Source organism: Ulvibacterium marinum, assembly GCF_003626755.1.
In the GTDB taxonomy this organism is placed as follows: Bacteria; Bacteroidota; Bacteroidia; order Flavobacteriales; family Flavobacteriaceae; genus Ulvibacterium; species Ulvibacterium marinum.
This window is the reverse complement of sequence record NZ_RBCJ01000003.1, coordinates 274,385-289,223: the sequence shown is the minus strand read 5'-3', so window position 1 is coordinate 289,223 and position 14,839 is coordinate 274,385. Positions and strand designations below refer to the sequence as shown.

Here is a 14,839-nt window from a genome sequence, read left to right as displayed (position 1 = left end):
TAAGTCTAAATATAGAATATGCTCAGTTAACCTTTCACTGTGGGGGTTCAACTTCCTTAGTCTATCCAACCTAAAGGGCGCAAGCCAGTAATGAATCTGCTTTCAGTACAGGGAGCAAAAATAACAATAGGCCTCGGAACAGGTTCTTCTTCTCCCTCATACTGTCCCGGCAATATGGTTTCCAAAGGGCTTCCTTCCACAAATGTACGGTCAATGAATACCGGTTTTATAACAGTAGATGCCGCAGTAAATCGACCTAATACAAACTCATTTACATTATTAGGATTGGACATATTACCGACAAGGGCCGCAGGTAGCGGCGCATTGAATCCAGAGTTATTATCAACAATATCCTTAAGGGTCTTGTAATACCTATATGCCGAAGCGGATATGGAAAACTGTTGCAATTCTACCAAAATACTTCTCTTGGTGAAGAGGGGAATACTCGCTACCGATAAATTTGAGATTTTTGTACCATTGGTGAATTCATCCGAAAAAATATTGATGTTGTCCTCATACCTGATTTGCCAACAATCCGATTCACAGGCATAGGTATAATATGGTTTCCTAATGGACGCGCTGGCTGGTGGATTGGTCTGGCATTCCCCATCCCGATAAATTGAATTAGTACAAACAAGACAGTTTATCAATTTTTCAAAAGAGCGAAAACGCCAGTAATAATAATTTTCCTCATCGCCGGGATCTTCCAAAGTTAGCGAAAGAGAATGTCCCGGGATAAATTTATCCAAACCCTCATTGAAAAGGAGTTCTGGTTCATAGCCTACATCCAATTCTTGAATAGGTACCGATGTTGGAACTTTTTCAGGAAGTGAACTGTACTCCCGGCCATCCGCCAACTCAACCTTCAGCTCCCAAATCTCCCCAATCTGAGCTTTAAAATCAGAAGGTGGTAGATATAATTCTCCCTCCTCCTGCAAATAAACCTGCGTCTTATCATCAGTCTTGATAAAAGAAACCTGGGCACCACTTAAAAAAACATTATCATTTATACCAAACGCTTCGGCGGATTCCAAAATTGAAACATAGGAAGCTCCTTCAACCGTACCTGCCAAAGCATCTATATATACCAAACCCTCTTGGTATCTAAACTCCGGATCTACCGGATCCACGCACCTCCATAGTAGAAAGGCCAAGACCAACAGGGTCGTTTTTCCTAAAAATTTGTTCCTTGGATAGTGCATTTAATCCTATTCCGTCCGCATATAAATATAAGAGGTTTCGGTAAGCAAAAAGATTTTTTTAGCTAAAAACGGTATCTTATCCTTATCAAAAGGGATGGTAAGAACAAAAACGGGCATTGCCAATGACAATGCCCGTTTATCGTATAAAAGAGATATTCGGTAGAAAACTAATTCTTCTTAAAAACAGCTTCCGCTCCCGCCAGGTTATCCTCATCGATGATTTCCGCTGAAACGGTTAGTGTATCGCCATTCAATATGATGGTGACCGTATCGCTCATACCATCGTTATCTACAATGGTCAATTGATCACCTTCCAAACTCCAAGTGGAAGAAGTAATCTCGGCATTTTCCGGGCATTCAATTAAAAGTCCGGTACCTCCTGAATTCACATCGGTTCCAGTCTGCGTAAAATCCCTATATTCAGCTTGCATAGTCTGATCACTTTTAAATTCAAACGACAGAATATCACAACCTTGGGAAATAAGAACCTGGATAACTTCATTGGCCAGTTTTATCTCTCCATCGGCATCATCAACAATAAGTTCAGTAAAACTCCACGTTCCTATCAAGGAATTATCGTCTCCCCCATTTTCACCATCGTTGTCAGAAGAACAGGCCAATGATAGGGTAGCTGAAAGAAAAAGTAATGCTATTCTTGTTTTCATGGTTATTTTTGTTTTCCGTTATAAGAGGTAGTAACGAAAAAAAGATGGTTATATTTTAGTTGGGAATTGATCCATATTCAAAAAACAACCCTATTCATAACCTTTAAGAGAAATATATCACTATTTATCCCAAAGGGTGAAAAGGCCTTTTCATCCTTTTCACTACCAATTTTAAGATTTCCGCAAAATGCTATCTGATATAAATCAGAAAATCCTAAAAAATACAAAGAATAACGGTTTGCATTTCAAGTTAATAATTGTACATTTGCAGCCCATTTTACAGAATTGAAAGGTTTAATCAATAAAAATATACGTAGTGGATACATTAAGCTACAAGACAGTTTCTGCAAATAAGGCTACAGTTGACAAACAGTGGTTATTGATCGATGCGGAAGGGCAAACTTTGGGTCGTTTGGCCTCGGAAGTGGCCAAATTTCTTAGGGGAAAACACAAGACCAATTTTACCCCCCATGTGGATTGTGGCGATAATGTCATAGTCATCAATGCCGAAAAAATACAGCTTTCCGGAAATAAATGGGAAGATAAGGTGTATTTGCGCTATACAGGCTATCCAGGAGGTCAACGATCTACAACAGCCAACGAACTATTGGAAAAACATCCGGAGCGTATTATTGAGAAATCGGTAAAAGGTATGCTTCCAAAAAATAAATTGGGTGCTGATCTTTTTAGAAACTTAAGGGTTTATGTTGGAGCGGAGCATGGCCAGGAAGCTCAAAAACCCACTGTAGTAAATCTTAATGAAATTAAATAATGGAGACTATTCATAAAATCGGTAGAAGAAAAAAATCCGTTGCACGCGTATATGTTTCGGAGGGGAAAGGGAATATTACCATAAACCAAAGAGATTTAAACGATTATTTTCCTACCGCTACTTTACAGTATAAAATAAAGCAACCTTTTGCCCTTACCGAGACAGAAGGAAATTATGATGTAAATGTAAATGTGTATGGTGGAGGAATTACCGGGCAAGCTGAGGCTATTCGTTTGGCACTTTCCAGAGCAATGTGTGAAATTGACGAAGAAAACAGAATTGTCCTTAAACCTGAAGGGCTATTGACCCGTGACCCCAGAATGGTGGAACGCAAGAAATTTGGTCAAAAGAAAGCCCGTAAGAAGTTCCAGTTCTCCAAGCGTTAATTTGTCCTATAATTCATCTCTGTATCGGCTGAATGTTTTCGGACTGTTTAATTGAAAGATAAATTTTACAAAAAGACCCTGAAACAAATTCGGGGATAGATAACCAAGTTCATTGAAAGTTAGCGCCCTAGGGCAATGACAATTAAAATCCTTGACTTGCTTTCCACAGCATCAAGGTAAATTAGTTTAGCATCTAAATGCTGGAGGCTTCCGTTCAAATTTTCGGATACCACTCCGGTATTGCTAATTCAAAGGAACGTAAACTAATAACAAAATGGCTAAAAAAGTCGAAGTAAAACAATTATTGGAAGCAGGTGTGCATTTTGGACACCTTACGAGAAAGTGGAATCCGAACATGGCTCCTTATATCTACATGGAGCGCAATGGGATTCACGTCATCAATCTTTACAAAACCGTTGCAAAATTGGATGAGGCCAATGCGGCACTCAAAAAGATTGCGGCCTCTGGTCGTAAGATCCTTTTTGTAGCAACTAAAAAACAAGCTAAGGACATTGTTGCCGAGAAGGTGGCCAATGTAAATATGCCCTATATTACGGAAAGATGGCCAGGAGGGATGTTGACGAACTTTGTCACCATTCGTAAGGCAGTAAAGAAAATGGCTTCCATAGACCGGATGAAAAAGGACGGTACGTTCAACACCTTATCGAAAAAGGAACGTCTGCAGGTAGATCGTCTTCGTGCCAAGTTAGAGAAAAACCTAGGTTCCATTTCGGAAATGACTCGATTACCAGGAGCTCTTTTTGTTGTGGATACCATGCGGGAGCATATAGCGGTTAAGGAGGCACAAAAATTGAACATCCCTATTTTTGCTATGATCGATACCAACTCAGATCCCAGGGATATTGATTTTGTTATCCCTTCCAATGATGATGCCTCCAAGTCCATTGATATCATCATGACCCATGTGACCAATGCGGTAGCGGAAGGCTTGGCCGAAAGAAAGGCAGAAAGACAGTCCGATAAGGAAGGTGCGGGAGAACCACAAGCTCCCAAAGCCGAAGCAACTAAAGAAAAGACCGTTGAAGAAACCCCTGAAAATGCCAAGGTTGAAGCTGTTGCAGAAGCGGCAATAGAAACAAAAGAAGTTAAGGAAGAAACTCCTGTTGTTGACGAGGCTCCTAAGGTCAAGGAAGAAAAAGAAGAACCCAAAAAGGAAGCCGCTGAAACTCCCAGTGAGGAAAAATCCGAGAAGGGAGACGACCTCACTAAAATAGAGGGTATAGGGCCCAAAGCGGCAGAGGCCATTGTAAATTCGGGAATAGTATCTTTTGCCGATTTGGCAAAAGCCAAGTCCGATAAAATAAAGGAGATTTTGACCGAAGCCAGTTCCCGCATGGCCCACTTAGATCCGACCTCGTGGCCAAAGCAGGCCAAAATGGCGGCCGATGGTAAATGGGACGAGCTCAAGGAATGGCAGGACAAGGTAAAAGCCGGAGTAGAATAAAGATCAAACACTTAGTAAAATAATCCAATTGGGAAATGTAATTTCCTAAAAAACATAAGAAATAATGATGGTAAAAGTTACCGCAGCAGACGTAAACAAATTAAGAAAGATGACCGGTTCCGGCATGATGGATTGTAAAAATGCTCTTGTGGAAGCCGAAGGCGATTTTGAAAAAGCCATTGAAATCCTACGCAAGAAGGGACAAAAAGTGGCAGCCAAAAGGGCCGATAGGGAGTCCTCCGAGGGTGCGGCCATAGCCAAGGTAAATACCGACAATACCTCCGGTGTTATCATCTCATTGAATTGTGAAACCGATTTTGTAGCAAAGAACGACAGCTTTGTTACCTTGGCCAATGAACTGGCCGAATTGGCACTTGGATTTGACACGAAAGAGGATTTTCTTTCCGCCGATTTCAAAGGAAATACAGTTCAGGATAAATTAACGGAACAGACCGGTGTTATTGGGGAAAAAATAGAAATTGGTGGTTTTGAAAAATTGAACGCCCCATACGTTGGATCATATATCCATGCCGGTAATAAAATAGCTACTTTGGCAGGGCTTTCAGCCGCTGTAGAAGGTTCAGCTGTAGCTGCCAAGGACGTCGCCATGCAGGCGGCGGCAATGAATCCTGTGGCATTGAACGAAGAAGGTGTGGATCAGTCCGTAATAGACAAGGAAATTGAGATAGCCAAAGATCAATTGCGCCAAGAAGGCAAACCAGAAGCCATGTTGGACAATATCGCCAAAGGGAAACTAAAACGTTTCTTTAAGGATAATACTCTGGTAAATCAAGCTTTTATCAAGGACAGCAAACAAAGTGTTGCACAATATATAAAATCCGTTGATGCCAATTTAGAAGTCACCGGATTCCAACGTGTTGCCCTAGGGTAATTTAAAACATAAAACCAATTCTTATGAAGACGCCCCGACAAAACTGTCGGGGCGTTTTTTATCAAAATTTATTACTTAAAAATGTACTGGAACTAGTTAGATCTTATAATGATATCCCCATTAAAGGTTTTAAAAAGCATTTCCGGACCACCGCCATTCAACTTTCCACGGACCCATTGCTCAATCTCCACTTTATAAGTACTTGATGATTTGTCGGTTTTGGATACCGCCTTTTGTTTATCAGTGACCATTTCAAAATCCGTGTAGATATCGCCCTGTTCAGATTTTAGTTTAAGGTCGCTCTTTACTGAATTTGGGAATGTAACATCCAAGTCCCCATTAAGACTGCTAAAGGCCATATTCACATTTGGTGTAACCGAGACGAAGCCTACTTTTATATCCCCATTGACCGTATCGGCCAAAGCAGAACCGCCAATACCCTCAAGGGTTATTTCGCCATTAACATTACTAACCTCCATTTCACCGCTAACTCCTTTTACGTTAATGTTTCCTTGGTTAACGGTACCTAGTTTTAATGAGAAATTTTTAGGCACCTTAATTTCAAGGTTGGTAGCCCTATCCCATTGTTCATTGATAATCCGAACCACATTGTTCTTTTCCTCGGCACTTATTTTTAAGGAACTATTTTGAATCCGTCTTAGGCCACTTTTTTCCTTTTCCTCCTTATAGTGTGCCTTTTTATTACCAAAAGAAGCTTTGACAACCACTTCACTCCCTTCATAGGCCAGAACATCAATTGACCCCGCCAATTGCTCTACAATCAATTTTCCAGGGCTGTTGGCATCGCTCAATGGGACTGAAAACAATTCTACACTCTCCTCTTGGGCATTGATCCACAAAGGTAACATGAGCATTGATACGATTAATAATCCGATATTTTTCATTTCTCTATTTTTTAATTGTTTAAACATTTCTATCTGTTAGAACCAGGCACTGTAATACACTAATGGAAATCGTTATTCTTTTTATATTTTTTTAATAATGACATCCCCGTTCAAGGTCTCAAAATCGAAGGATAGACCACCTTCCCCTACCCGTACTATAGGTCTGGACTCGTACTTATATTTGACATTCCTTTCCCCAGTCTTGTTTTTAGTAGTCTTGGAAAACTGCTTGGCAATATCAAAATCCGTAAACAGTTCTCCATTCATGCTTTTGAAGGCGATATCTGCCGATAAATCCTTTTGATAGGTAATGTTGATATCCCCATTAAGCGAATAATAAGTCGATGCAACTTTTGGATTATCCGCATAGGAAATATTCACTTTTCCGTTTATGCAATGTACTTTGGTCTCACCTGTAATGTTTATAAGCTCAATTCCTCCATTTATATTATGTGCCTCTACATAATCACCGTTCGTGTTTTTTACCAAAACCTCCCCATTATTGATAGCACCGACCTTTAGCCTATTACTTTTAGGCATTTTCACCTTGAAGTTCAAGGTATGGTCATAGGGAGACTCCTCCCAATGTTGACAGTTTTTGGAGGTAAACCGACCTTCTTTGTAATGCATATTGGGCGAATCCGGATAAACAACCAGCTTATTGCCCTCTTGAAAGACTTTCACCCCGATTTCCTTTTTTCCTAATTCAAGATCTGTTGTGGTACTAGCGGTTATGATTTTTTCCACTTCCAAAAGAACTTTATCACCATCATATCCTTCAACCGAAATAGAACCATTTAGGTTTTGTACCTCAAGCATTCTGTCTTCGCCTGTATTCGTATAGGACAGCTCTTTCTTAATGACTTCACTAAATTCTTTTTTTTGTGCCTTTGCACATTGTACCATAAAAGAACCTGCTAACATGGCACACACTACTACTCTTTTCATTTGTCTATGTTTTAACTGTTCGTGATTTGGTGCCGAAACAGGTTCAGCACGTATTGATGAATAAACTCCTTGTACTATGTATTTGATATCAACTCTAGATGATTGAATTGATTGATGTTTCCAACTTTTGTTTTACGGACTGATCCAATTCCTGTGTACGCATTAACGTCTTAAAAGACTCTATGGATTTCTTCTCTTGAAGGGCCACCATAAGACTTGCCAAGGTCACTTGGACTATTGGGGAATCTTGCTTTACTATAGACTGCACCAAGCCCTCTCGTACCGTTGGGTGATCCAAATAGTTGGTCAGCGATTCTATCGCGGCCAGACGTACATTTACATTTGAATCGCTATTCAACGTTTGCAATAGAGCCTTGATTACAGTTTCATCTATTTCTTTAATCTTGGTGGCTTCATTTATACCCTGTAGGCGTTCGTTGGCCGAAGGTTGTTTCAATAGGGTCAATACCAATTGTTGCCTTACCCCTTCTGCCTCGGAGTTGTCGGCCACCGTTGTTTTTACAACTTCAGAAGGACTATCAGAATTCAAAAAATATCCCAGATTTAGTCCTAATACCAATAACAATATTCCATAAGCCATTTGTGGTCTCCAAAGAACCGTTGTAATTCGTGAAAACCACGATGGCAAACTGTTTTCCGACGCTTTCGTTTTTTCAATTTCGCTATGGAGCATGTCAAAAAAACGTTTATCCATAGCCTCGGACGGTTCAGGGACGGATGTAATATCCACTTGACCCCAAGTTCGTTGCATCTCGCCAAACTGTTTTTGATATTCCGGATGGTCTTGTAAAAACCGCTCAAATTCCTTTTCCCCTTTCACATCCAAACTATTGGAGAGGTATTCCATCATCCATATGTCGAATCTTTCCTGTTCCATGACTTATTACATTTCCAGTTGTAGAAAAATTGTTCTTAAATCCTTTAATGCCCTATGGGCCTTTACTTTGGCAGCACCTTCGCTACACCCTAAAATTTCCCCTATTTCGCTAAATTTTATTTCCTTGTATTTGCTCAATATCAAAACTTCCCTTTTTTCAGGCGTCAATAGCTGCATTGCGCGATTCAATTGTGAAATTTTATCTTTTTCCTCCATTTTGTTTTCTAGCCCGTGTTCATCCTCTAATCTATATTCTAACGATGTAAGTCCCGCTTGGTTAGCTTCCTTTTTGTGCTTTCTGTAATGGTCGTAGTTTATATTTCTTGCGGTTCTAAACATCCAGGCCGCAAAAGAGCCTTCTCCGGTAAATGTATGCCTGTACCTCAGCATCCTTATAAATACGTTCTGCACCAAGTCCTCGCTAATGGATGGATTTCCGTTCATATTGTAAAAAAAGCCGAACAACCTTTTTTTATGTCGTTCATACAACAGGCCCAATTTATCCAGGTCCCCTGATTTTACTTTTAGCATTAATGCGTTATCGGTCAGTTGCTGCATGCTCTATTCTAGGTCTTCAAAAGGGTAAACCGATGTTTTTTGAAAAGGTTACAAAAAAAGTTCAAATTTCCTTTAAGGTACTCCTTTTAATCAAAAGAGAATGACCCTTGTTGAGACTTGGTCTAGGGAACAAAACGCTAATGAACACCGGATGTAGTAAAAATAACCTACGCAAATTTAAGGCGTCATTTCAACGACTCTTTTTAGAAAGTGATAGGTTGATTGGGTTTGCTAAAACTCTATCCTGTAGTTGATAAAGGGAATCAATTCAAGTTGCAGATCGGTTTCCAATTGCCCCGTATTGGGATTAAAAAAAGCCCTATCAATATTTTTCCGATTGGTAGCGTTTTGAATATCCAGAGAAATTCTATGGGCAGCTTTGGGCCTATTGAGCCGGTAATAAATACTGGCATCCAACCGGAAGTAGTTATCTAGTTCAATCGTATTTCTAAGACTTTGCTCCAAACGGACCTCCCCAGTCTCATCGAATAATTCCTGATTTATGGGTGTAGTCCTTTTTCCACCATTTACAAGTGTCCTTGCACTGAGGCCAATGGTGTTGTTTTGCTTCTTGCCCACAGTAAATTCCTTTCCTCCCACCAAATTGAAGGTATAGTTATAGTTATAGGCACTATCATACCAATTGCCATTCGAGGCTCTATATTTTGTATCATATAAGGATGCTGTGGCCAAAAAATAATATTGCCGCGAAAAGAACTTCTCAAAAGTGAACTCAATGCCATAATTTCGTCCATCACCAGTATCCGTCAACTCAATAGGAATAAACTGTCCGTTCAGGTATGAAGCAGTAAAGTTAGGATCTCTGGACACTGCCACCTTGTTCAGGTCTTGATAGTATACTTCAACTTTTATATGTCCATTTTTAATGATTCGCCAATCGTGCCCGATTATGTAATGAACGGCCTGCATTAAATCCAAGTCCGTATTCGGCGTTCGAAACCCATTTCCCTCAGGAATGTTAATAAAATATTGGTTAAGGGGCATTCTTCTTGAATGTATTCCAAAACCTGCACTCAGCGTATGATTGGGATTTATGCTCCATTGGAGGCCCAGCCTGGGCTCTACAACAAAATCCTCATTGACCGAAAAATAGGTGCCATGAAGGCCAAAAGTGGTTGAGAAATCCGTTGTAAAACGATATTTTCCCTGAACATAGGCCTGCGCCATAGTACCACTACCCTCTTCCCTTACCAAATCCCTACTTTGATCGTTAAAGGTTTCCGTGGTCAACACATCGTAATTCAAAAAACTTAAAATAGCTCCGGAATTTATGGTTGTTTTTGCACTTACCTTTTTAGTGTAGTCCGTACTTATACGGAAGGCATTGTTGCGAAGAATATCACTCTCCTCAAAAAAATCACTTGTATCTGTATTCCGTGATTCAAATACATAATCACTTGCATTTCCGGAATATGAAAGTCTCGTTTCCAATTTGTCATTATTCTTGAAGAAATGTGAAATTGTTAAACCGGACATATAGGTTTTGGACTTAAAAATCTCCTCACTTGAAAAGTTGTCGTTTATTTCAGGGTCTTCATCCTCATCACTAATTCCACCGATTCCCCAAATAGAAAGATTGGTCCTTGAACCCAAAGGAAAATTCAATTTCATGGAAATATCCTGAAAAGTCGGGGTACTTCCAGGGGTGACATCGGTAATTTGATTTAGTAAAGCAATCGTTGAATAGCGATAATTGACCAAATAGGATCCTCTGTAACCCTTGCTGAATGGACCTTCTGCGGTTAAGTCAGCACCCAATACCCCAAATTGAAAGGCATACTCTCCCTTTTCACTGTTCCCGTTTCTTAGATTGATATCAAAAACACCGGAAAGCGCATTCCCATAGGTTGCCGGAAAGGCACCTGTAAAAAAGTCCGATTTTCCCAACATACTCGTGCTGACCAAACTAACATTGCCTGGAGAGTATCCTTCCTCCGAAAAATGATTGGGTTCTGGCACCTCAATACCCTCAATGCGCCATAACAGTTGATTCGGAGCGTTTCCCCTAATAATAATTTCATTGCTGGAATCATCCGAGTTGGTCACCCCGGCAAACGATAGGGCCATACGTCCCGGATCGCTAACACTTGCCGGAAAACGTTTGGTCTCCTCCACACTAAAGGAACGTGCACTTACCGTGGCCAGTTTGTTATTCGGTGCGCTGTTATCCGTAGGAGCGGTAAGTACAACCTCATCCAGTTGATTCAGCGCTTCGGTCAAATATATGTTCAACTCCACTTCTTTAGCGGAACCAATAAGAATTTCAGATGCGACAAAATCCTCATATCCCAAAAAGGCAAATTGAAATGAGGCACGACCCACCGGAATTCCCTCAATCCGAAAAAAACCCTGCTCGTCCGTTATAGCTCCTTTCTGTGGATTACTATTTAAAACTACTATATCCGCACCTAGCAAAGGGGCCTCAGTCTCGGCATCCAAAACCCTTCCCTTCACTGTTTGGGTAAGTGTTTGGGCAGAACTAATAGAAATAGAGAAGACTACGATCAAAAAAGCATAATTGCTTTTTTTGCAAATGTTTGCCAAAATTAGCTTAAGCATTCTCAAATCTACTTTTTATTGTGTACAATCTGTACCTGAAGATATTCATATACTTAAAGACATCAAAAATTGGCATAGGTTGCATGTCCGAACAAATAAAACCAAAACGTCACCTAAGTGGTGACGTAGAAAGTAGTTAGGTACATTTGTTGGTTAGCCCTTTAACCACGCTTCCCGCAACTGGGTTTCTTTTGGGCTTGCATTTTCCACAGGAACAATGGTCTCTACCTGCAAAACGGGTGTTCCTACTTTTCCTTCTAAAGTTATCTCTTCTTCCCCTCGTTGCACGGTCATCTTAATTTCTGTTTCCGGACTCCATTGAAAACTTTGTCCGATGATTGGCCGAATGGCGTCAAGATTGATGGAAGTATCGTTGATGCTTTTTATGACATCACCGCCTTTGGCACCCAAATCATTGAAAAATGAGTTCAATTCAATTCCTTTTCGAACAAAAATCGAGTTCCCCTCGGATTGATTAACATCTATAAAGGGCATCTCGCCATCTAGAAAATAACCTGATTCCTTTTCAATGGTTTTAATGGTAAGGCCAACCTTGGCCAAATACTTGCTATAATCTATTGGAGTGTTTCCAATTACATGAGTATCAAAAAAAGTTCGTATCTCCGGGTAGGTCATCGCGACTATCTCATCGATCAACTCGTCATCCTTAAAAGGGGTCATATCTCCGTATTTTTTTGAGAGCTCCTTCATTAACCATAACACCCCTTTTTCTCCGTTACTTTGTTCCCTCAACAAAATGTCCAGCACCATATTGATCAAAGCTCCCTTCTCATAAACGTTTGCATAGTTCTTTTCATAAGGTTCCTCAAGAATGTTCTTGCTCATTTCCGTAAATGACATTGCATCATCATAAGCCTTGGCATTGTTGGTTTTGTCCATCATTCGCTTATAAAATTCCTCTTTGTTTATCAGTCCTTGTTGAATTTGAAAGAGGTTCGCAAAATATTCGGTAGTCCCTTCGTACATCCACAAATGTTCGGACATTTTAGGATCATTAAAATCGAAATATTGGATTTCTTCCGAATGTATGTTCAATGGTGTAACGATATGAAAAAACTCATGGGATACTACATCTACCATAGCCTGTTCCAAACGATCCTGGGGCATGGCCTCCGGTAAAACCACAACGGTGGAAGTATGGTGTTCCAAAGCTCCAAAGCCATTGGCATCAGACGAATCCATAGTGGATAAGTACAATAAAATGTTATATTCTTTGGTACCATCAATATCACCCAAAAAAGCCTTTTGGGCCGCCATCATCTTTTCCATACGGTCTTTCAGGCTTAAAGCAGTGTATGTCCCATTGGGAGAATATACGCTGAGCGTAACCGCAATATCATTGATTTGGAAAGTTTCCGTATTCGGCTTGGTATATTGGATCGGGTTATCGATAACTTCAAAATAGCGATCGGCCGTAAATAGATCTATATTAGGTGCCAGTCCTTCATCGCTCTTTTCTTTAAGGGAGGTAGTAGCGGTAAGACCTGCTGGCCTAGTAATAGAAAGTTCATAAGGCACCTCTTTTAATCCGTTAAAATAGCCCACAAACCCATGTAGGTTCAAAACATAGTTTTTATTGGCCAAAATATTGGTGCCTGCTGGTGAGAAAACGGCGTCTTTAACCTCACTTTCCGTGTCAAAGGTGTCATTGACATAGTAGGAAACCCTGTCCAAACTCCTTGCATTTGAGATGTTCCAAGTATTGTCATCCGCCTTGTTAACCGCAAGTTCATTCCCTTTATAATCCAATGCTTTAAAACCCTCCACATACTTGCCATAATTGTCTTCGCTATAGGTTCCTGGAACCGTCTTGGGGATGTAAAAGGAAACCATATCCTGTTGGAAAGCTCCGGGGTCGATAGATACTTGTACCTTGTCATCAACAACATTTACTAAATCTATCGTTACGGACATAGGAGCTTTTTCTACGGTCAACAAAGATTTAGAGGAACCGCAGCCATAAATTGTCATCGTTAGAAGGGATACTATAATCAGTTTTTTCATTATCATCGTTTTTACCATCTATTCAATACTTAACGCCATAATTATTAATGTGTTGCAAGAATATAAAATATACGGCATCAATATATCATTATTATGAAATAATTATGGCATTAATAACCGAAAAAGTGAAAGTTTTGCCTAACTTTTTTTGATTATTTTTGCCTGAAACAATTTCTTGGCATGGAGTATAAAAGAATACTTTTAAAATTGAGCGGTGAGGCCCTTATGGGAGAAAGACAATATGGAATAGATCCCAAAAGACTTGCCGAATATGCCAATGAGATTAAGGAAGTAGTAGATCGTGGTATAGAGGTTGCGGTGGTTATTGGAGGAGGCAATATTTTCCGCGGACTTTCTGGGGCGGCAACTGGAATGGACCGTGTACAGGGAGACCATATGGGCATGTTGGCAACTGTAATAAATGGACTTGCCCTGCAGAGTGCCCTGGAACAAAAAGGGGTACAGACCCGGTTACAAAGCGCAATTAAAATTAATGAAGTAGCCGAGCCTTTTATCCGTAGGCGTGCTATGCGCCATTTGGAAAAAGGGAGAGTGGTTATCTTTGGTGGAGGGACGGGAAATCCTTATTTTACAACTGATTCTGCTGCTGTATTGCGAGCTATTGAAATTGAGGCCGATGTTATTTTGAAAGGAACCCGAGTGGACGGGATTTATACCTCTGATCCTGAAAAGGACAAGAATGCCACTAAATTTGATACCATTTCGTTCAACGATGTGCTTCGAAAAGGGCTTAAGGTAATGGACACCACGGCTTTTACGCTAAGTCAGGAGAACGAGTTGCCCATTGTTGTCTTCGACATGAATAAAAAAGGTAATCTAATGAGGATTATTTCAGGAGAGAATATCGGAACTGTAGTCAACTTATAACGTGGTTCAACTTTTGTTTCACCTTTAAAAATTCTTCAAAATGAACGAAGAGGTACAATTTATACTTGAGGCAACGGAAGAGGGTATGGGTGCTGCCATTGCCCATTTGGAAAAGGAATTTATAAAAATCCGTGCGGGAAAAGCAAGTCCGGCAATGCTTTCTTCGGTTATGGTAGAGTATTATGGCTCGCAGACCCCTTTGTCCCAAGTTTCCAACATCAATACTCCGGACGGGCGAACTATCTCCGTACAACCCTGGGAAAAGAGCATGCTACAGGAAATAGAGACGTCCATTATGAACGCCAACTTGGGTTTTAATCCGATGAACAATGGTGAAATGATCATTATTAACGTACCTCCCTTAACGGAAGAGCGCAGAAAACAGTTGGTGAAGCAGGCCAAAGCTGAGGCGGAACATGCCAAGGTAGGAGTGCGTAGTGCGCGACAGGATGCCAATAAGGAAATCAAGGGATTGGATATTTCCGAAGATTTACAAAAAAATGCAGAATTGGATGTACAGGAGCTTACGGACACCTATACCCAAAAAATAGATGACTTTCTCCACGCCAAGGAGGCAGAGATTATGAAGGTGTAATTTCTGCGTTGTTTTGCTCTTTTCATTTTTTATTTCCACCCAGAATTTAGTTTGAACTAT

14 protein-coding genes are annotated in these 14,839 nt (G+C 40.4%); 6 read left to right on the top strand and 8 right to left on the bottom strand.

The window, feature by feature from the left end:
* Positions 1–56: 56 nt before the first annotated feature.
* Together D7Z94_RS14325 and D7Z94_RS14320 are read right to left on the bottom strand one after the other, a co-directional pair.
* Positions 57–1,202 carry a DUF4249 domain-containing protein gene (locus tag D7Z94_RS14325; RefSeq protein WP_120712290.1) on the bottom strand — a complete coding sequence of 382 codons (1,146 nt, stop codon included), beginning with the start codon at positions 1,200–1,202 and terminating at the stop codon, positions 57–59.
* Between the two features lie 167 nt (positions 1,203–1,369).
* Positions 1,370–1,867 carry a lipocalin-like domain-containing protein gene (locus tag D7Z94_RS14320; RefSeq protein WP_120712289.1) on the bottom strand — a complete coding sequence of 166 codons (498 nt, stop codon included), beginning with the start codon at positions 1,865–1,867 and terminating at the stop codon, positions 1,370–1,372.
* Between the two features lie 316 nt (positions 1,868–2,183).
* Between D7Z94_RS14320 and rplM the strand changes: the two genes are divergently transcribed.
* The 4 genes from rplM (at position 2,184) to tsf (ending at position 5,382) form a co-directional block, all read left to right on the top strand.
* The gene (gene rplM, locus D7Z94_RS14315; RefSeq protein WP_120712288.1) at positions 2,184–2,639 is read left to right on the top strand and encodes a 50S ribosomal protein L13; all 456 of its coding nucleotides are present in this window, start codon (positions 2,184–2,186) and stop codon (positions 2,637–2,639) included.
* On the top strand, positions 2,639–3,025 hold the full coding sequence (gene rpsI, locus D7Z94_RS14310) for a 30S ribosomal protein S9 (RefSeq protein WP_120712287.1): 387 nt from the start codon (positions 2,639–2,641) through the stop codon (positions 3,023–3,025). Before rplM ends, rpsI begins: the two co-directional genes overlap by 1 nt.
* A gap of 274 nt (positions 3,026–3,299) precedes the next feature.
* Complete coding sequence (gene rpsB / locus D7Z94_RS14305; RefSeq protein WP_120712286.1) at positions 3,300–4,490, top strand: 30S ribosomal protein S2; 1,191 nt, start codon at positions 3,300–3,302, stop codon at positions 4,488–4,490.
* Between the two features lie 67 nt (positions 4,491–4,557).
* A complete protein-coding gene (tsf, locus tag D7Z94_RS14300; protein WP_120713139.1) occupies positions 4,558–5,382 on the top strand; it encodes a translation elongation factor Ts in 825 nt (274 codons plus the stop codon).
* Between the two features lie 92 nt (positions 5,383–5,474).
* Here tsf and D7Z94_RS14295 read toward each other — a convergent pair whose 3' ends face one another.
* From D7Z94_RS14295 to D7Z94_RS14270, 6 genes are all read right to left on the bottom strand, one after another.
* Positions 5,475–6,287 carry a DUF4097 family beta strand repeat-containing protein gene (locus tag D7Z94_RS14295; protein WP_147415904.1) on the bottom strand — a complete coding sequence of 271 codons (813 nt, stop codon included), beginning with the start codon at positions 6,285–6,287 and terminating at the stop codon, positions 5,475–5,477.
* Positions 6,288–6,368: 81 nt separating this feature from the next.
* A complete protein-coding gene (locus D7Z94_RS14290) occupies positions 6,369–7,235 on the bottom strand; it encodes a DUF4097 family beta strand repeat-containing protein (protein WP_147415903.1) in 867 nt (288 codons plus the stop codon).
* A 94-nt stretch (positions 7,236–7,329) separates the two neighbouring features.
* Entirely contained in the window at positions 7,330–8,133 is an 804-nt protein-coding gene (locus D7Z94_RS14285; protein ID WP_120712283.1) for a HEAT repeat domain-containing protein, read from the bottom strand.
* 6 nt (positions 8,134–8,139) lie between these two features.
* A complete protein-coding gene (locus tag D7Z94_RS14280; RefSeq protein ID WP_120712282.1) occupies positions 8,140–8,691 on the bottom strand; it encodes an RNA polymerase sigma factor in 552 nt (183 codons plus the stop codon).
* Positions 8,692–8,922: 231 nt separating this feature from the next.
* Positions 8,923–11,271: a TonB-dependent receptor gene (locus D7Z94_RS14275; protein WP_120712281.1), complete on the bottom strand. Its 2,349-nt coding sequence runs from the start codon at positions 11,269–11,271 to the stop codon at positions 8,923–8,925.
* A gap of 153 nt (positions 11,272–11,424) precedes the next feature.
* Positions 11,425–13,296, bottom strand: a complete 1,872-nt coding sequence (locus D7Z94_RS14270) for a M61 family metallopeptidase (RefSeq protein ID WP_120712280.1) — start codon at positions 13,294–13,296, stop codon at positions 11,425–11,427.
* A gap of 180 nt (positions 13,297–13,476) precedes the next feature.
* On the opposite strand from D7Z94_RS14270, the gene pyrH reads away from it, so the two are divergent.
* On the top strand, positions 13,477–14,184 hold the full coding sequence (pyrH, locus tag D7Z94_RS14265; protein ID WP_120712279.1) for a UMP kinase: 708 nt from the start codon (positions 13,477–13,479) through the stop codon (positions 14,182–14,184).
* Between the two features lie 40 nt (positions 14,185–14,224).
* A complete protein-coding gene (frr, locus tag D7Z94_RS14260) occupies positions 14,225–14,779 on the top strand; it encodes a ribosome recycling factor (RefSeq protein WP_120712278.1) in 555 nt (184 codons plus the stop codon).
* Positions 14,780–14,839: the final 60 nt, after the last annotated feature.